General features: G+C 68.1%; 15 protein-coding genes. 14 read left to right on the forward strand and 1 reads right to left on the reverse strand.

The window, feature by feature from the left end; all coding sequences use genetic code 11:
- Nucleotides 1-131 precede the first annotated feature (131 nt).
- Nucleotides 132-1,379, forward strand: a complete 1,248-nt coding sequence (locus ACFWO8_RS07405; protein WP_378945144.1) for an AAA family ATPase — start codon at nucleotides 132-134, stop codon at nucleotides 1,377-1,379.
- Nucleotides 1,376-2,599, forward strand: a complete 1,224-nt coding sequence (locus ACFWO8_RS07410; protein WP_378945147.1) for a VWA-like domain-containing protein — start codon at nucleotides 1,376-1,378, stop codon at nucleotides 2,597-2,599. The genes ACFWO8_RS07405 and ACFWO8_RS07410 overlap by 4 nt, the downstream gene beginning before the upstream one ends.
- Before the next feature lie 18 nt (nucleotides 2,600-2,617).
- Here the strand turns inward: ACFWO8_RS07410 and ACFWO8_RS07415 are convergent, their stop codons facing one another.
- Nucleotides 2,618-3,034: a hypothetical protein gene (locus tag ACFWO8_RS07415; RefSeq protein WP_378945150.1), complete on the reverse strand. Its 417-nt coding sequence runs from the start codon at nucleotides 3,032-3,034 to the stop codon at nucleotides 2,618-2,620.
- A 310-nt stretch (nucleotides 3,035-3,344) separates the two neighbouring features.
- Between ACFWO8_RS07415 and ACFWO8_RS07420 the strand changes: the two genes are divergently transcribed.
- The 12 genes from ACFWO8_RS07420 to pdxS all read left to right on the forward strand — a co-directional run bounded on the left by ACFWO8_RS07420 (nucleotide 3,345) and on the right by pdxS (nucleotide 17,977).
- A complete protein-coding gene (locus ACFWO8_RS07420) occupies nucleotides 3,345-4,109 on the forward strand; it encodes a tyrosine-protein phosphatase (RefSeq protein ID WP_378945155.1) in 765 nt (254 codons plus the stop codon).
- A 208-nt stretch (nucleotides 4,110-4,317) separates the two neighbouring features.
- Nucleotides 4,318-6,540: a SulP family inorganic anion transporter gene (locus tag ACFWO8_RS07425; protein ID WP_378945159.1), complete on the forward strand. Its 2,223-nt coding sequence runs from the start codon at nucleotides 4,318-4,320 to the stop codon at nucleotides 6,538-6,540.
- 219 nt (nucleotides 6,541-6,759) lie between these two features.
- Nucleotides 6,760-8,985, forward strand: a complete 2,226-nt coding sequence (locus tag ACFWO8_RS07430; RefSeq protein ID WP_378945163.1) for a SulP family inorganic anion transporter — start codon at nucleotides 6,760-6,762, stop codon at nucleotides 8,983-8,985.
- Between the two features lie 104 nt (nucleotides 8,986-9,089).
- Nucleotides 9,090-9,581, forward strand: coding sequence for a TIGR02611 family protein (locus ACFWO8_RS07435; RefSeq protein WP_378945166.1), 492 nt, complete (start codon nucleotides 9,090-9,092; stop codon nucleotides 9,579-9,581).
- Complete coding sequence (locus ACFWO8_RS07440; RefSeq protein ID WP_378945171.1) at nucleotides 9,578-10,249, forward strand: (2Fe-2S)-binding protein; 672 nt, start codon at nucleotides 9,578-9,580, stop codon at nucleotides 10,247-10,249. The genes ACFWO8_RS07435 and ACFWO8_RS07440 overlap by 4 nt, the downstream gene beginning before the upstream one ends.
- Nucleotides 10,250-10,454: 205 nt before the next feature.
- Nucleotides 10,455-12,518: a threonine--tRNA ligase gene (gene thrS, locus ACFWO8_RS07445; protein WP_378945174.1), complete on the forward strand. Its 2,064-nt coding sequence runs from the start codon at nucleotides 10,455-10,457 to the stop codon at nucleotides 12,516-12,518.
- Nucleotides 12,515-13,069 (forward strand): HIT family protein, encoded by a 555-nt coding sequence (locus ACFWO8_RS07450; protein ID WP_378945177.1) that lies wholly within the window; start codon nucleotides 12,515-12,517, stop codon nucleotides 13,067-13,069. The genes thrS and ACFWO8_RS07450 overlap by 4 nt, the downstream gene beginning before the upstream one ends.
- A gap of 5 nt (nucleotides 13,070-13,074) precedes the next feature.
- A complete protein-coding gene (gene pgsA, locus ACFWO8_RS07455) occupies nucleotides 13,075-13,752 on the forward strand; it encodes a phosphatidylinositol phosphate synthase (RefSeq protein WP_378946224.1) in 678 nt (225 codons plus the stop codon).
- Complete coding sequence (locus ACFWO8_RS07460; RefSeq protein WP_378945180.1) at nucleotides 13,749-14,666, forward strand: phosphatidylinositol mannoside acyltransferase; 918 nt, start codon at nucleotides 13,749-13,751, stop codon at nucleotides 14,664-14,666. The genes pgsA and ACFWO8_RS07460 overlap by 4 nt, the downstream gene beginning before the upstream one ends.
- Nucleotides 14,663-15,787 (forward strand): glycosyltransferase family 4 protein, encoded by a 1,125-nt coding sequence (locus ACFWO8_RS07465; RefSeq protein WP_378945184.1) that lies wholly within the window; start codon nucleotides 14,663-14,665, stop codon nucleotides 15,785-15,787. Before ACFWO8_RS07460 ends, ACFWO8_RS07465 begins: the two co-directional genes overlap by 4 nt.
- Nucleotides 15,787-16,887, forward strand: coding sequence for an NUDIX domain-containing protein (locus ACFWO8_RS07470; RefSeq protein WP_378946227.1), 1,101 nt, complete (start codon nucleotides 15,787-15,789; stop codon nucleotides 16,885-16,887). The genes ACFWO8_RS07465 and ACFWO8_RS07470 overlap by 1 nt, the downstream gene beginning before the upstream one ends.
- 169 nt (nucleotides 16,888-17,056) lie before the next feature.
- A complete protein-coding gene (gene pdxS / locus ACFWO8_RS07475; protein WP_378945188.1) occupies nucleotides 17,057-17,977 on the forward strand; it encodes a pyridoxal 5'-phosphate synthase lyase subunit PdxS in 921 nt (306 codons plus the stop codon).
- The last annotated feature ends 38 nt before the right edge of the window (nucleotides 17,978-18,015 follow it).

Below are 18,015 nucleotides of genomic sequence, written 5' to 3' on the forward strand. Positions count from 1 at the left end.
ACGGGCCGAGCTCACATCCGGCTCGGTTGTTGGCCGGCCTTCGCCCGCACGTCAGCCGGCTCGCACTGAACTCGACTTCGCACCAACCGTCCCATCCATCGAATTCTTCTGAACCCAAAGGTGATTCGCACATGACTGTTCCCACTCTCTGCCCGCCGCTCCCGATTCGCCCCGTCGGCTCCCAGCTCGACGTCGCCGGTGAACTCCTCGCTCTGCTGGGCGCGGTGCAGACGGAGCCGCGTCGCAACGCGCAACTGGAAGCGCTGACCTTGGCCGTGGCCGCCGACCTGCCGGTGCTGCTGTGGGGTGAGCCGGGCATCGGCAAGACCGCCGCGTTGACACAACTCGCCGAGTCCCTGGACCTACCGCTGACCACGGTGATCGCGAGTGTGCATGAGCCGTCGGACTTTTCGGGTCTGCCGATCATCGGTGACGACCCCGCGAACCAGGGTGTGCCAATGGCGCCGCCGGATTGGGCCGTGCGGCTGGTGAAGGTCGGGCGCGGCTTGCTGTTCCTCGACGAACTGTCCACCGCACCTCCCGCCGTGCAGGCCGCGCTGCTGCGCGTGGTCCTCGAAAGGCGGGTCGGCGCACTGGAATTGCCGCCGGGCGTGCGCATCGTCGCCGCCGCCAACCCGCGCTCCTCGGCGGCCGACGGCTGGGAGCTGAGTCCGCCGTTGGCGAACCGATTCGTGCACCTGCAGTGGGCCCACGACCACGACGTCGTTGTCCGAGGCCTCGGCGGGACATGGCCGCGCGCGACCCTGCCCCGTATCGCACCCGAAAGCCTCTCGGAGGCAGTGGCATTCGCTCGTCGGTCGGTGTGCACGCTGCTCGCGGCGCGGCCGAAGCTCGTGCATCAGATTCCCACCACCGAGACCCGAAGGGGCGGTCCTTGGCCGTCGCCGCGAAGCTGGGAGATGACCGTGCGGCTGATCGCCTTCGCCACCGCGGCCGACACCAGTCGCGATGTGCTGTCGCAGTTGATCCGCGGCACGGTCGGGGACGGTGCCGGTTTCGAATTGCTGACCAGCATCGATCGGATGGATCTGCCCGACCCGGAGGCGCTGCTGGCCGATCCCGACACCGCGGAGCTGCCGGAGCGGGGCGACCTGCGCCAGGCCGTGCTCGACGGTGTGGTGGCCGCGGTCCGCAAACGACCGGAGAAGTCTCGTTGGGACGCGGCCTGGTCGTTGCTGGTCAAAGCCGTGGAAACCGGAGCGCCTGACCTGGTGGTTGTTCCCGCGACCACTCTGGCCACGCTGCGCCGCGACGACTGGGAAGTACCCGCGTCGATCGAACAGCTCGCCGCGGTGGTATCGGTGTCCCAGAGTGCCGATCGCGCCGCCGCCCGCGTTGCCGTCAAGGCGGGCCGATGAGGGCCGACATCACCGGGCTGGATTTCGTCAAGCTGTATGCCGCACGGCTGCACGCGGTTTCGGCCCGACCGTATTTGGCCACCGCCCTGTACGCGCTGCACATCGTCGAGTCGCCGGTGGTGCCGACGATGAGCGTGGACAAGCACTGGCGGTGCTACGTCTCGCCCAGGTTCGTCGACCACACGCCGGTGGAGGAACTGGCTTCGATACTGGTGCACGAGGTTTCGCACCTGCTGCGTGACCATCACGCGCGCAGCGACCGCTACGCCCATACCCACGACCTGACCGGCCCGGGGGAACGACTGCGGATGAATATCGCCGCGGATGCCGAAATCAACGATGACGCGTTCGGCGACGGTCTGGTCCAGCCGGCTGGGGCGGTCCTGCCCAGAACACTGGGACTCGACGAAGGCCAGCTCATGGAGGACTATCTGGGTCAGTTCCGGCTCGGGCATCTGACCCAAGACCTGGCCTGGCTCGACTGTGGCAGCGGTGCGGACGGATCGGACCGCGAGTGGGACCTGGGGCCCGACGGTGCGGACGGGCTCAGCGAACAGCAACGCGACGGCGTCCGGTTCCTGGTGGCGCAGGGCATCATCGGCCGTCCCGGTGACGCGCCACAGGGGTGGCGGCGCTGGGCGAAAGAGGCCTTGCACCCGTCCCAGCCATGGCGGGATCTGCTCGGCGCCGCCCTCCGCGCGGCAACATCGGCCCCCGGCGTCGGCGAGGACTACACCTACCGGCGCCCGGCCCGGCGTTCGACGGCATTACCCGGCATCGTGTTGCCTAGCTTGCGCCGCACCCCACCTCGGGTCAGCGTGGTCATCGATACCTCGGGATCGGTCAGCGATGACGAACTGGGCAGCGCCCTGCTCGAAGTGGCCGCGATCGTCCGCGCCGTCGGCGGCCGCCGTGACCTGGTCACCGTGTTCTCCTGCGACGCCGCGGCCCGCATCGCCCACCCGCTGTGCCAGGCCGAGGGGATGCTGCTGATCGGCGGTGGCGGCACCGACCTGCGAACCGGCTTCACCAAGGCCCTGCGCACCCGCCCGGATGTCCTCGTGGCCCTGACCGACGGCCAGACGCCCTGGCCGTCCCAACAACCGGCGTGCCGAACCGTGGTCGGCCTGTTCAGCCGGGAGCGCGCGTGGCAGGAGAACAACCCGGACTACGTCCCGGACAGGCCACCCGCGTGGGCGCGGGTGGTCGACATCGGCTGACGCCGGGAAGTCGCCCTCCTACTGGACGCGCCGCGCCCGCACCAGCGGCGCTACCAGCATGATCGAGCCCGACAGGAAGAGTCCGGCGAGCGGGATCAACGGAAGATAGGACACCCACACGACCGGCTCTTGCCGCGCCAGCGCGATCACCGTCGCGACAACCGTGACGACGAACACCACCGCCGACCACCGGTGCGCTCGGCGAACGCGCCGGACACCCGAACTCCGGCCGGACGCCGGTGCGCGTCGCGAGCCGCGGTAGACCAGCGCGAACATCAGCGAACCGGACAGAAAGAGTCCGGCTAGCGGAAACAGCGGCAGGTAGACCACCCATTCCGGTCCACTCAGCGACAACCCGATCACCGTGATCAGTACTGCCGCGAGAAAGCTGACGGCAAGCCATCGATGAGCTCGTCGAACCTCGATGATGTTCATCGAAAACCCTTTCGTTGATCGGTGGAAACAATGCTTCCACGGCACCGACTTCGAAACTTCTCGATTCGTGATCGTTTCTCCCTCGCCGTGTCCGACGGTCGATGGGAACCGACCCCGCCGCCTCGTATCGAACATTCCGATCCGTCCATCGAATTTCCCGATCGAATCGACGCAGTCAGTGCGCTGACCTGTGAAAACAGTCGGAAGAGCGTTGCGGCGGAGCGGATTTCGGAATTCGCGGCGTCCGGCACCGAATACCGTTGATCAACGTTTGCGAACAGGCGCTGCGAAAATGAGAACGGGGATTGTGATGACCAACGGTGTGAGTTCTTCGATGGGCCGGGAATTGCCGCTGCGCGGTGCGGTGAACGCACGGGATCTGGGCGGGTTGCGCACGAGGGACGGGCGGCAGGTGCGCCGCTTGCGGGTGCTACGGTCGGATCTGCTCACCGGGCTGGACGCCGAAGATGTGTCGTTCCTGCTGACCGAGTGTGGGCTTCGCACGATCGTCGACCTGCGTGCGCCGGGCGAGATCGTCACGGACGGAACAGGTACCGTGGTCGACGCCGTCGCTGACTACCGCAACCTGCACGTCTACGGCGCGGACCGGGTGCGCCTCGACCTCACCGAGGTCTCGCCCGACGGAAGCCTGTTCGACCGGTACTGCGAATACCTCGAGCACAGCAGCGAGAACATCGCCGCCGTGCTGCGCCTGCTCGCCACCCCGGGTCAGTTGCCCGCGCTGGTCCACTGCGCCGCGGGCAAGGATCGCACCGGGGTGGTGATCGCGCTGCTACTGGCCGTCGCCGGGGTGCGCGCGGACGACATCATCGCCGACTATGCCGCCACCACCCCGAACATCGCGGCGCTGCGGGCTCGCGGCGAGCGGGTTCGACTGGTGGATGACGCGGCAGATCGGCTCCCCGCCTGGGTCTTCGCCGCCGACGTGGCAACCATGCGCCAGTTCCTGATCCACCTGGACACCGAGCACGGTGGCGCCACCGCGTGGGCGACCAGCGCCGGTCTCGACGAGGCGACGCAGCGGCAGCTGGCCGAGAACCTACTCTGTGACTGAGGTCACAAATCGACAGCGATTTCGTCCCATTCTTCCCAGAACGTTTTCTAGCGCTTGGGAAGGTCTTTACTATTGACGCGACTCTGTGTCTGGAGTCCGCTCTCTTTCGAGCAGTGCTGCAGATCCGTCGTTCGCTCGCAGCTCAGCATCAATTGCCAGTGCATGTTCGACCGATGAACCGGGAGCTCATCCGCCCCGGCGAAGGAGAATGATGACCGACAATGATCCGGGCACCACCACCGCGACGGCGCGCACGCTGTCGCATGCGTCACTGAAATCGGTTCTCCAACAAGATCTTCCAGCGTCACTCGTGGTGTTTCTCGTCGCGCTGCCGCTGTCGCTCGGGGTCGCGCTCGCCTCCGGCGCGCCGGTCGTCGCCGGGCTCATCGCCGCCGCCGTCGGCGGGGTGGTCGCGGGATTACTCGGCGGCTCGAAGGTTCAGGTCAGCGGGCCCACCGCGAGTCTCGCCGTCGTGGTGGCGGGAGCGGTCCAGCAATTCGGTTGGGCCGCCATGTGTTTCATCACCGTCGGGGCGGGTGTACTGCAGATCTTGTTCGGGCTCAGCCGCGTCGCGCGAGCCGTGCTCGGTATCGCGCCGGTGGTGGTGCACGCGATGCTTGCCGGCATCGGGGTGATCATCGCCCTGCAACAGGTTCACGTGCTCCTCGGCGGAACGACGGTCAGCTCGCCGTGGGGCAGCATCGTCGAGCTTCCGCGTCAGGTGATGTCGGTGCAGAAGGGCGACTTGTTCGTCGGGCTGCTGGTGATCGCCGTGCTGATCGGATGGCAGTATCTGCCGCGCCGGGTTCGGGTGGTGCCCGGCCCGCTGGTCGCGGTGGTGGCGGCCACGGTGGTCTCCTTGATACTGCCGGTGACGGTGGAACGGGTGCGCCTCGACGGCTCGCTGCTCGACGGGATCGGGTTGCCCGCGTTGCCGCACGGCGGGTGGCTGCCGCTGGTGCTCACCATGCTCACCGTCGCACTCATCGCCAGTGTGGAGACGCTGCTCTCGGCCGTCGCGGTCGACAAATTGCGCCCCGACCAGCGCACCGACTTCGACCGCGAACTCTGCGGTCAGGGCGCGGCGAACATGGTCTCGGGCGTGCTGGGTGGTCTGCCGATCGCGGCGGTCATCGTCCGCAGCATCACCAACGCCAACGCGGGCGCCCGCAGCAGGGCGGCGACTGTGCTGCACGGTGGCTGGATCCTGGTGTTCGCGGTCGCGCTGGTCGGCCTGGTCCGGCAGATCCCGACGGCGGCGCTGGCCGGGCTGCTGGTGCTGATCGGGGTGCAGTTGGTGAAGCTGGCGCATATCAAACGTGCCCGCCGCACCGGCGACATCTACGTCTACCTGGTCACCGTGATCGCGGTCGTCGCGCTGAACCTGTTGCAGGGCCTGGTGATCGGGCTGCTCGCCTCGTTCGCCTTGCTGCTGTGGCGGGTCGTGCGGTTCACCATCGTCGCGGCGCCGCGCACCGACGGCACCTGGCTGGTGCGCATCGCGGGCACCTGTACCTTCCTGGCCGCGCCCCGGCTCACGACCGAACTGGCGAAGGTGCCCGACGGTGTGGACGTGACGGTCGAGATGAGTGTGGACTTTCTCGACCACGCGGCGTGCGAGTTGCTCTCGGACTGGGCCGACGCCCGTGAATCCGGCGGCGGCACAGTCGACTTCGTGGAACTCGGCACCGCCAGGATGGCCCGCACCCACGACGGGCCGCCGGAACACGGGCACGCGCGCAAAGCAGTCGACGAGGCGATTCGGCCATGGCGGCGCAGCGGCGGCGTCGACCCGATCGCCGCAGGCATCGCGGCCTATCACCGCAAGCACGCGCACCTGATGCGGCCGCACCTGGCCGGATTGCGACACCGGCCCGATGCCGACACCTTCTTCCTGGCGTGCGCCGACGCCCGCATCGTTCCCAATGTCATCACCAACAGCGGTCCCGGTGATCTGTTCACCGTCCGCAATGTCGGCAATCTGGTACCGGTCGGTGGCAGCGATGTCTCGGTCGAGGCCGCGCTGATCTACGCGCTGGACAAGCTCGACGTGCGCTCGGTGGTGGTGTGCGGGCACAGCGCCTGCGGTGCGATGGAGGCGCTGTACCGGCAGGTTCAGGCCGGGCCGGGTCTGGACGACTGGCTCGCGCACGCTCAGCCGACTCTGGCCGCGTTCCACGGCGGTCATCCGGTCGCGACGGCGGCCGAGCTCGCGGGCTTCGGCCCGGTCGACCAGCTCGGCATGGTCAATGTCGCCCGCCAGGTGCAGACCCTCGTCGACTATCCGGCGATCCGCAGCGCGATGGCCGAACGCGGTGTCGCGGTGACCGGGTTGTTCTTCGACCTGGCGACCGCGCGGGTGATCGAGATCCACGCCGACGGGATCTCGGGTTCAGAGGAGGCCCGCAGGGTCGCCGCCGAGCCCGTGTAAAGGGGGGTAGGTGTGGGTCACGCCACAGACTGCCTGCCGTTATGGCGAGACCCACTGTTTGTGCGGCACACTGGCTTTGCCAATTCTTTACCAATAGGTTGGTTCTACCCGTACCCGGTTCGCCGATGCACCGGAATCTTGCTTCATCCCCCTTTGCTTCACCACCGCCCTCGTGATGATCGGCCTCGGCCCTGCGCCGGGAGTCGGCGAAGGAGAGTCATGTCTGTCGAGAACGACCTTGCCCCGCCCCGGGTGGACGGCCCGTCGAACGAGCCGTCCCGCCCCGCCTGGCAACAGACGCTGCTGCGTCACGATCTACCCGCTTCCATCGTTGTTTTCCTTGTCGCGCTGCCGCTTTCGCTCGGCATCGCGGTCGCCTCCGGCGCGCCGATCGCCGCCGGTCTCGCCGCCGCCGTGATCGGTGGTGTGGTCGCGGGCCTGCTCGGCGGCTCGGTCCTGCAGGTCAGCGGCCCGGCCGCGGGTCTGACCGTGGTCGTCGCCGAATCCATCGCCCAATTCGGTTGGCGCACAACCTGTTTCATCGTGGTCGCCGCGGGCGTGCTGCAAATCCTGTTCGGACTCAGCCGGATCGCGCGCGCCGCGCTCGCCGTCGCCCCGGTGGTGGTCCACGCCATGCTCGCCGGTATCGGCATCACCATCGCCCTGCAGCAGATCCATGTGCTGCTCGGTGGTTCCTCGCACAGCACCGCGCTGCGCAATGTGATCGAACTCCCCGGTCAGCTGCTGTCGCTGCACGGTAGTGACGCGCTCGTCGGCGCCGTGGTGATCGCGGTGATGCTCGGCTGGAAGTACGTTCCATCGAAGCTGCGCGCGGTGCCCGGTCCGCTGGTCGCGGTGCTCGTGGGCACCGTGCTCTCGCTCGGTCTGCCCGACGTCGAGCGGATCGCGCTGAGCGGGTCGGTCTTCGACGCGCTCGGTCTGCCGGAACTGCCATCGGGCAACTGGTCGGCCATCGCCATGATGGTGCTCACCATCGCGTTGATCGCGAGCGTGGAGAGCCTGCTCTCGGCCGTCGCGGTCGACAAGATGCACACCGGTCCGCGCACCGGATTCGATCGGGAACTGCTCGGTCAGGGCACGGCGAATGTCGTATCGGGTCTGGTCGGTGGCCTGCCGATCACCGGTGTGATCGTGCGCAGTGCCACCAATGTGCAAGCGGGCGCGCGGACCAGGGCTTCCACTGTGCTGCACGGACTCTGGATTCTGCTGTTCTCGGTGGCGCTGGTCGGCCTGGTGGAACAGATTCCCAAGGCCGCGCTGGCGGGCCTGCTCATCGTCATCGGCATGCAGTTGCTGAAACTGGCCCACATCCGGTTGGCCAGGCGCACCGGTGATCTGCTGGTCTATGTGGTGACCGTGCTCGGCGTGGTGTTCACCAACCTGCTCGAAGGCGTCGTCATCGGGCTCGCGCTGGCGTTCGGGCTGCTGCTGTGGCGGGTCGTGCGCGTGCAGGTGACGGCGTCCCCGCTGTCCGACGGACGCTGGCAGGTCCACATCGACGGCTCGTGCACCTTCCTCGCGCTGCCGAAACTGTCGGGCGAGCTGGCGAAGGTGCCCACGGGCGTCGATGTGATCGTCGAGATGACCGTCGACTTCCTCGACCACGCCGCGTTCGAGGCGATCGAGGAATGGCAACGTCAGCAGGAAAGCGGTGGTGGCCGTGTCGATTTCGTCGAAATCGGCAGTGCGCGGATGGCCGATACCCCCGCCGCCCCGCCGATCCGCGGATTCGGTCGCGCCGCCATCGACGACATGCTCCGTCCGTGGCGGCACCAGAAGTCCGGCGGCGACGCGGTGACCGCGGGTGTCGCGGCCTTCCACCGCGGCCACGCCCACGTGGTGCGTCCGCATCTGGACGGGCTGCACCACAGCCAGGATCCGGACTCGTTCTTCCTGACCTGCTCGGATTCGCGGATCGTGCCCAATGTGATCACCAACAGCGGACCCGGCGATCTGTTCACCGTGCGCAATGTGGGCAATCTCGTGCCGGTCAGCGGTGACGATTCCGTCGAAGCGGCACTGAGTTTCGCGCTGGACAGTCTCGCGGTGCGTTCGGTGGTGGTGTGCGGGCACTCCTCGTGCGGCGCGATGAAAGCGGTCTATTCCGCCGCCGACACCGCGGGTGGCCTGAGCTCCTGGTTGCGGCACGCCGAGCCGACACTGCAGCGGTTCCTCGCGGGCCATCCCGTGGCCGCCGCGGCCAGGGCAGCCGGGTACGACGAGGTGGATCAGCTGAGCATGGTCAATGTCGCCGTGCAGCTCGAGACCCTGGGACGCAATCCCGCGGTGCGCCGCGCTGTCGCCGAGCGTGGGTTGGCGGTGTCGGGGCTGTTCTTCGACATCGCGACATCGCGGGTGCTCGAGGTGACTGTCGACGGAGTCAGCGCGATCGACGATCACGCGGCACTCACCGTCACCCGTTGACGACACTCCGCCGGTGCCGCGGGCATCGGCGGAGGAACGCTGTCACGGCTGCGCCGATCAGGACACCGCGACTCGGCGGTGGTCGGACTCGTAGGCTGGAAACCATGACCAGCGATCCGACCGCCGCCGAGCGCGTCACCGACGGCCCCGAATCCGCGGACACCGAGTCCGCCGACGGGCCGGGGCGGTGGGATGGAGTCAAGGACCGCGGGCGCGCCTTCCGGGGACACGTCGCGCGGCGCCCTACCCTCAACCTCGGCTACCGCATCGCCGTCGGCGTGGTCGGTGGGTTGGTGCTGATCATCGGGATCATCACGATCCCGTACCCCGGACCCGGCTGGGCGCTGGTGTTCGCGGGATTCGGCATCCTGGCCACCGAGTTCGTCTGGGCCCATCACACATTGAACTGGGTGCGCGGCAAATACCGGATCGTCATGGACTGGTACACCTCGCGCGGCTGGTTCATCAAGGTGCTCGGCGCGGTGGGCACCTTCGCCCTCGTCCTGGTGACGTTGTGGCTGCTCGGTACTTATTCGATGGTCGCAGGGTGGATCGGAGTCGATTGGCCATGGTTGCGCAGTCCCCTGATGTCGTGAGCACGGTTCCGGGCCACCTACTCACCGACCCCGCCTGGGTCGCGGCCCGGATCGACGCGATGAGCCATACCTGGGGCACCGATGTTCCCCGGGTCGCGGGCACCCTGTGGTGGTGCATGGTCGCCTCGACCTTGGTCGAGCAGATCGCCGTCGCCTACGCGGCGGGCACGCCAGCGCCGGTCGCCGCGCTCGGCGAATTCGACTGTGCGGTCCGTCCCGACGGTGGTGTCGAGCACGCGGAATTCCGCCGGGTGCCGGTCGACGCCACCGGGCGCTCGGTGCGCTCGGACGTGGGTGGCGAGACCGGTGCGGCGGCGGCCGAGGAGGTCGCGACCGCCTTGCGTGACACCTTGACCGCGGTGATTTACCAGGTCGCGGCAGTGTCCGGGGCCGGGGCTCCGTCGCTGTGGGCGGTCGTCGCCGATGCCATCGGCAACCGGGCGCTCGACGCGGGCACCAAGGAGGCCGCGACCCGACTGGCGGCGGATGTGGGCTCGCGCCTGCCCGCGCCACGGTTCGTCACCGTCGAGGGCCGCACCTTCGTCCGGCGCGCCTCGTGCTGCCTGGTCTATGAGGTGCCCGGCCGGCAGATGTGCACGAGCTGCCCGAAACGTTCGCCTGCCGATCGAGCCGAACAGCTGGCCGCCGCCGCACGCACCCGGTTCTGAATCGGCGACCCGGTCCCTCGACGCCGTCGCCGGACAGCCGCGTGCCCGGCACGGACAGCGCCCACCTTCGCCGTCACTGACCAACACGCGGTCATAGGTCCATCGACACGGCGCATCGGGCCTCCCGATAGCATGGTGCGGCGCGCAGGTGCCCCTGCGCGAGCCGCCGGACGGACCCGGTATCGACGTCAAGGAGAACATTCCCGTGACCACCTCTGCACCCATCAGTCCCGTCGCTCTCGTTCGGGTGCCGGCCGGGACTACCGCGGGCGCAGCGGTGCGGGAAGCGGGCTTGCCCACGAAGGGCCCGGACACGGTCGTCGTCGTGCGTGATGTCGACGGCGCACTCAAGGATCTGTCCTGGATCCCGGCCGAAGACGCCGACGTCGAGCCGGTGCCCGCGAACAGCGAGGACGGGCGCAGCGTGATCCGGCACTCGGCCGCGCATGTGCTCGCCCAGGCGGTGCAGCAGGAGTTCCCCGACGCGAAACTCGGGATCGGCCCGCCGATCAAGGACGGCTTCTACTACGACTTCCAGGTAGACAAGCCGTTCACGCCCGAGGATCTGGCCAAGCTGGAATCGCGGATGAAGAAGATCATCAAAGGCGCGCAGCGCTTTTCGCGTCGCGTCGTGGAGATCGATGACGCCCGCGTCGAACTGGCGAACGAGCCGTTCAAGCTGGAGCTGATCAGCGACAAGTCCGGCATCGACGATCCCGAGATCATGGAGGTCGGCGGTAACGAGCTGACCATCTACGACAACCTCGACCCGCGCACCGGTGAAAAGCTGTGGGGCGACCTGTGCCGCGGCCCGCACATCCCCACCACCAAGTTCATCCCCGCCTTCAAGCTGACCCGTTCCTCGGCCGCCTACTGGCGTGGTGACCAGGACCGCGAGGACCTGCAGCGCGTGTACGGCACCGCGTGGGAATCGGCCGAGGCGATGGACGCCCACCTGGAGCTGCTGGCCGAGGCCGAGCGCCGCGACCACCGCAAGCTGGGCCTCGAACTCGACCTGTTCTCCTTCCCCGACGCGCTCGGTTCGGGTCTGCCGGTGTTCCACCCCAAGGGCGGCATCATCCGCAAGGAGATGGAGGAGTACTCGCGTCAGCGGCACGTCGACGCGGGCTACGAGTTCGTCAACACCCCCCACCTCACCAAGGGGCATCTGTACGAGATCTCGGGCCATCTCGACTGGTACAAGGACGGCATGTTCCCGGCCATGCACCTCGATGCCGAACTCAACGAGGACGGCACTGTCCGCAAGCCCGGCCAGGACTACTACGTCAAGCCGATGAACTGCCCGATGCACAACCTGATCTTCGGCGCGCGCGGCCGGTCCTACCGTGAGCTGCCGCTGCGGATGTTCGAGTTCGGCTCGGTGTACCGCTACGAGAAGTCCGGCGTGATCCACGGCCTGACCCGGGTGCGTGGCATGACCCAGGACGACGCGCACATCTACTGCACCAAAGAGCAGATGCACGCCGAGCTCACCAGCACCCTGCAGTTCGTCCTCGGCCTGCTGAAGGACTACGGCCTCGACGACTTCTACCTCGAGCTGTCCACCAAGGATCCGAAGAAGTACGTGGGTTCGGACGAACTCTGGGCCGAGGCCACCGAAACCCTCGAGAAGGTCGCCGAGGCATCCGGCCTGGATCTGGTGCCCGACCCTGGCGGCGCCGCGTTCTACGGCCCGAAGATCTCCGTGCAGGTCAAGGACGCGCTCGGCCGCACCTGGCAGATGTCGACCGTGCAGCTCGACTTCAACCTGCCCGATCGTTTCGACCTCGAGTACACCTCCTCCGACGGCACCAAGCAGCGTCCGGTGATGATCCACCGCGCCCTGTTCGGCTCGATCGAACGGTTCTTCGGCGTGCTCACCGAGCATTACGCCGGTGCGTTCCCCGCCTGGCTCTCGCCGGTGCAGGTCGTCGGTATCCCGGTGGCGGAGAACTTCGCCGAGCACCTGGATGGCGTGATCGAGCGGCTGCGTGACGCAGGGGTGCGCGCGCAGGTCGACCGCAGCGACGACCGGATGCAGAAGAAGATCTTCAACCAGACCGCGCAGAAGGTGCCGTTCATGCTGCTGGCGGGCGCACGCGACGTGGAAGCGGGCGCGGTGAGCTTCCGGTTCCGCGACGGCACCCAGGTCAACGGGGTGCCCGTCGCCGACGCGGTCGCCACGATCACCACCTGGGTCGCCCACCGCGAGAACGCCTCACCCACCGCCGCGGGGTTCGAGGTCGTCTCCGCTGCGGTCGGGTCATGAGCGAGAACCTCGCCCCCGACGCCGGCTCGATCGTCGACGCCGGGGCGGGCCAGCCCGACCGCCTCCAGCGGCTGTGGACGCCGTACCGGATGTCCTACATCACCGGTGAGATCAAGCCCAAGGACGCGACCGGGCATCCGTTCACCGATATCCCGAAGATGTCGGATGAGGACGGCCTGATCATCGCGCGCGGCGAGCACGTCTACGCCGTGCTCAACTTGTACCCGTACAACCCAGGGCACATGATGGTGGTGCCTTACCGCCGGGTAGCCGACCTGGAGGACCTCACGCCCGCCGAGAGCGCGGAACTGATGGCCTTCACCCAGCGGGCCATTCGCGTGATGAAGCAGGTCTCGCGGCCTGCCGGATTCAACGTGGGTCTCAATCTCGGTGGTGTGGCCGGTGGTTCGCTCGCCGACCACCTGCACCAGCACATCGTGCCGCGCTGGGGCGGGGATGCGAACTTCATCACCGTGGTCGGCGGGGTGAAGGTGATGCCTCAGCTGTTGCGCGAAACGCGGCAGCTGCTGGCGGAGGCGTGGGAGGAATAAAGACCGTGCTCAGCTTCTTCGGCCGCCAGACGTTTGCGAAAGCGACTGCGCCGCTGGGCAAAGCGCTCGTCGGGACCGGGCTCACCCCGGACGCGATGACCCTGATCGGCACCACGGCGACGATCGCCGCCGCGGTGACCCTGTTTCCCTCCGGACACCTGTTCTGGGGAACGATGGTGATCTGGCTGTTCGTCATGTTCGACATGCTCGACGGGGCGATGGCGCGCGCCCGCGGCGGCGGCACCAAGTACGGCGCGGTTCTCGACGCCACCTGTGACCGGGTGGCCGACGGCGCGATCTTCGGCGGACTCGCCTGGTGGGCGGTCTATCACGAGCACAGCAGGCAACTGTTCGCGCTGACCTTGATCGTGCTGGTCACCTCGCAGGTGATCTCCTACGCCAAGGCGCGGGCCGAGGCGAGTGGGCTGTCCGCCGACGGTGGACTCATCGAACGCCCGGATCGCCTGGTCATCGTGCTGGTCGGCGCGGGGCTCACCGGCATCGGCGGGCACTGGGGGATCGGCTGGCTGACCTGGGCCGTGTACGTGGCGATGTGGGTGCTGGCGGTGCTGAGCATCGTGACGGTGTTCCAGCGGGTGCTGGCGGTGCGCAATTCGCCGGGTGCGCGGGTGGTCATTCCGCCGACGCCGCAGCCGGACGCGGCGGAGGGGTCGGCCTCGTGAGCCTCAAAGATCGGTTGAGCGACTGGGGGTACGCCGCAGGCTGGGGTCTGGTGCGTTCGGCGCCGGAAGGGTTGGTGCGCAAGGTCTTCGACCTCGGCGCCGATCGTGCGGTGAAGGGCGGCGGACCGCAACAGTTGCGCCGCAACCTCGCCCGGGTCCTCGGCGTGCCCGCCGACCAGGTGCCCGACGAGCTGATGCGGGCGAGCATGCGCTCCTACGCCCGCTACTGGCGTGAGGCGTTCCGGCTGCCGTCGATGGACCACAGCGCGATCGACTACTACGTCGACGGTCTGGAGAATGTCGACGCCGCGCTGGAACACGGTCGCGGCCTCATTCTGGTGCTCCCGCACTCGGGCAACTGGGATATGGCCGGTGTGTGGCTGGTGCAGCACTACGACAACTTCACCACCGTGGCCGAACGACTGAAGCCCGAATCGCTGTTCGAGCGGTTCGTCGCCTACCGCGAGAGCCTCGGTTTCGAGGTGTTCCCGCTGACCGGTGGCGAGCAGCCGCCGTTCGCGGCACTCGCCGAACGGCTGCGCCAGAACCGGATCGTGTGTCTGATGGGCGAACGCGACCTCACTGGCAAGGGCGTGCCGGTCGACTTCTTCGGTGAACGAACCTGGATGCCCGGCGGTGCCGCGAAACTGGCCATCGAGACCGGTGCCGCACTGGTTCCCGTGCACGGCTGGTTCACCGTCGACGACGACGGCACCGAGAACTGGGGCCTGAAAGCCGAACCGGCACTGGATGTTTCCGGTGGGGTGGCGGCCGCGACGCAGGGGCTGGCCGACCGGTTCGCGGCCAATATCGCCGAACATCCGGCCGACTGGCACATGCTGCAACCGCTCTGGGAGGGCGACCTGTCGTCCGAACGACTGTCGCGGATGCAGGACACAGGGGGCCAGCGGTGAAGATCGGGATGATCTGCCCGTATTCATTCGACGTCCCCGGCGGCGTGCAGGCGCATGTGGTCGAGCTCGCCCGGGTGTTCATCGAACGTGGGCACAAGGTGAGCGTGCTCGCCCCGGCCTCCGACGACACACCGCTGCCCGAGTTCGTCGTCTCGGCGGGTCGCGCCGTCGCGATTCCCTACAACGGGTCGGTGGCGCGGTTGTCGTTCGGCCCGATGGCCTACACCAGGATCCGCCGCTGGATCGACGGCAACGACTTCGACGTGCTGCACATCCACGAACCCAACGCCCCGAGCCTGTCGATGCTGGCGCTCAAGATCGCCGAGGGGCCGATCGTGGCGACCTTCCACACCTCGACCACGAAGTCGTTGGTGCTCAGCACTTTTCAGGGTGTGCTCCGCCCGTATCACGAGAAGATCAGCGGGCGGATCGCCGTGTCCGAGCTGGCCAGGCGCTGGCAGGTCGAGGCGCTGGGATCCGACGCGGTGGAGATCCCCAACGGTGTCGATGTATCCGCGTTCGCGCGCGGTGAGCCGCTCGACGGATATCCGCGCGCGGGCCGCACGGTGCTGTTCCTCGGTCGCTACGACGAACCACGCAAGGGTATGGACGTGCTGCTCGGCGCGCTGCCCGCGCTCATCGAACACCATCCCGATGTGGAGATCCTCATCGTCGGGCGCGGTGACGAGGAACGGTTGCGCCGCGAGGCAGGCGAGCACGCGGGGCATCTGCGGTTTCTCGGACAGGTCTCCGACGCCGAGAAGGCCGCCGCGCTGCGCAGTGCCGATGTGTACGTCGCGCCGAATCTGGGCGGCGAGAGCTTCGGCATCATCCTGATCGAGGCGATGGCCGCGGGCACCCCGGTGGTCGCCAGCGAGCTCGACGCCTTCCGGCGCGTGCTGCGCGACGGGACAGCGGGCCTGCTCACCCCGATCGGTGACTCCGACGCGTTGGCCACCGCCATCGACACCCTCCTCACCGACGACGAGACGCGCGAACGACTGGTCAGTACCGCCACCCAGGTGGTCGCGGGCTACGACTGGCCGGTCGTGGCCGAACAGATCCTGCGGGTGTACGAGACCGTCACCATCGGCGACAACCGGGTGCGGGCCGCCGGATGATCACCTTCTCCGCGACCACCGTCCTCGTTCTCGGGCTGGTCGCACTGCTCGTCCTCGCCCTCGGAGTGTGGGCCTACTCCACCGCGAACCGCCTGGACAGGCTGCACGTGCGCTCCGATCAATCCTGGCAGGCACTCGACGCCGCACTCGCCCGTCGTGCCGTGGTCGCACGCGCGGTGGCCATGGCCGTAGCCGACCATCACCGGCAGGAACCCCCCGGCCTCGGCGTACACCGCTTCGGGGAGGCCGGTCCGGTGAGCACCGATCCGCGCCGGGCCGAACGCGCCACCCAGCTCGCCGCACTGGCCGATCGCGCCGAACGCGCCGACCGCGGCAACCGGGAAACGATCGAGAACCAGCTGTCCGCCGCGCTGTCCCTAGTCGACATCGACCACCTGCGACCCCAGCTGGTGGCCGAACTCGCCGACGCCGAGGCTCGCGTGCTGATCGCGCGCCGTTTCCACAACGACGCCGTGCGCGACACCCTGGCCCTGCGCACCCGCAGGCCCGTACGCATCCTGCACCTCGGCGGTACCGCACCGCTGCCGCACTATTTCGAGATCACCGAGCGCGCCACACCCGCCGCCGCCACCGGCCTGGTCGTGCACATCACCCGCACTTCCGCGCGGGTGATCCTGCTCGACGAGCAGAACCGGGTGCTGCTGCTGCGCGGCCACGACCCGATGATCCCCGAGGTCGCCTTCTGGTTCACCGTCGGTGGCGGGGTCGAACCGGGGGAGACCCTGCGCGACGCCGCGGTCCGCGAGATCCACGAGGAGACCGGTCAGCGCGTGGATCCGGCGTCGCTGCGCGGTCCGCTGTGGCGTCGCGTCGCGGTGTTCCCGTTCAACGGCGAACTCATCCGCTCCGAGGAATTGTTCTTCACCCTGCGCTCGCCGGGTTTCGAATGGCGCCCGGCCGACCTCACCGCGCTGGAACGCCGCACGATCACCGACCACCGCTGGTGCTCGGCCGACGACATCCGCGCACTCGATGACGCGGGCGAGGCCGTCTACCCGTATCACCTCGACGAGCTGCTCACCGAGGCCGTGACCGCGGCCGCGGACGATACCCAGCACGTCGTGCGCTCGATCCGCTGAGGCGGCCGGGGCACGGAACTCGACGCCACTGGAGAAGGCCAGACGGGGGCGGTGTCTGCATCGCCACTGGTCGTGGCAAGGCCAGTGGTGCTCAACTGGCTATGAAGGCCGAATTCGGGCAGATCTAGAATCGACGGTGACACCAACCCGAGCGACTTGATTGGCGCCCATGACACAGGAGACATTCGTGACTACGCCTGAGACCACCAACACCGTCGGCACCGCCCGCGTGAAGCGCGGCATGGCCGAGATGCTCAAGGGTGGCGTGATCATGGATGTGGTCAACGCCGAGCAGGCCAAGATCGCCGAAGACGCCGGCGCCGTGGCCGTGATGGCGCTCGAGCGGGTGCCCGCCGACATTCGCGCCCAGGGCGGCGTGTCCCGGATGAGCGACCCGGACATGATCGACGGCATCATCGCCGCGGTCTCGATCCCCGTGATGGCCAAGGCCCGCATCGGCCACTTCGTCGAGGCGCAGATCCTGCAGAGCCTCGGCGTGGACTACATCGACGAGTCCGAGGTCCTCACCCCCGCCGACTACGCCAACCACATCGACAAGTGGAACTTCACCATCCCCTTCGTCTGTGGTGCCACCAACCTGGGTGAGGCGCTGCGTCGCATCACCGAGGGCGCGGCCATGATCCGCTCCAAGGGCGAGGCCGGCACCGGCGACGTGTCCAATGCGACCACCCACATGCGCACCATCCGCGGCGAGATCCGTCGCCTGACCTCGCTGTCCGAAGACGAGCTCTTCGTGGCCGCGAAGGAACTGCAGGCCCCGTACGAGCTGGTCCGTGAGGTCGCCCAGACCGGCAAGCTGCCGGTCGTCATGTTCACCGCCGGTGGCATCGCCACCCCCGCCGACGCCGCCATGATGATGCAGCTCGGCGCCGAAGGCGTGTTCGTCGGCTCGGGCATCTTCAAGTCCGGCAACCCCGAGCAGCGCGCCGCCGCCATCGTGAAGGCCACCACCTTCTACGACGACCCGGACGTGCTGGCCAAGGTCTCGCGTGGCCTGGGCGAGGCCATGGTCGGCATCAACGTCGAAGACATCCCGCAGCCGCACCGTCTCGCCGAGCGCGGCTGGTGATCGTGGGCCCGATTTCGTTCGGGCACTGAAACATTCGC

The organism is Nocardia sp. NPDC058480, assembly GCF_042720495.1.
Classification (GTDB): Bacteria; Actinomycetota; Actinomycetes; order Mycobacteriales; family Mycobacteriaceae; genus Nocardia.

What these genes read in the sequence shown, in the direction of transcription:
- ACFWO8_RS07410 (WP_378945147.1), top strand. Translation starts at nt 1,376, where the DNA reads ATGAGGGCCGACATCACCGGGCTGGATTTCGTCAAGCTGTATGCCGCA.
- ACFWO8_RS07420 (WP_378945155.1), top strand. Translation starts at nt 3,345, where the DNA reads ATGACCAACGGTGTGAGTTCTTCGATGGGCCGGGAATTGCCGCTGCGC.
- ACFWO8_RS07425 (WP_378945159.1), top strand. Translation starts at nt 4,318, where the DNA reads ATGATGACCGACAATGATCCGGGCACCACCACCGCGACGGCGCGCACG.
- ACFWO8_RS07450 (WP_378945177.1), top strand. Translation starts at nt 12,515, where the DNA reads ATGAGCGAGAACCTCGCCCCCGACGCCGGCTCGATCGTCGACGCCGGG.
- ACFWO8_RS07405 (WP_378945144.1), top strand. Translation starts at nt 132, where the DNA reads ATGACTGTTCCCACTCTCTGCCCGCCGCTCCCGATTCGCCCCGTCGGC.
- pdxS (WP_378945188.1), top strand. Translation starts at nt 17,057, where the DNA reads ATGACACAGGAGACATTCGTGACTACGCCTGAGACCACCAACACCGTC.
- ACFWO8_RS07435 (WP_378945166.1), top strand. Translation starts at nt 9,090, where the DNA reads ATGACCAGCGATCCGACCGCCGCCGAGCGCGTCACCGACGGCCCCGAA.
- ACFWO8_RS07415 (WP_378945150.1), bottom strand. Translation starts at nt 3,034, where the DNA reads ATGAACATCATCGAGGTTCGACGAGCTCATCGATGGCTTGCCGTCAGC.
- ACFWO8_RS07430 (WP_378945163.1), top strand. Translation starts at nt 6,760, where the DNA reads ATGTCTGTCGAGAACGACCTTGCCCCGCCCCGGGTGGACGGCCCGTCG.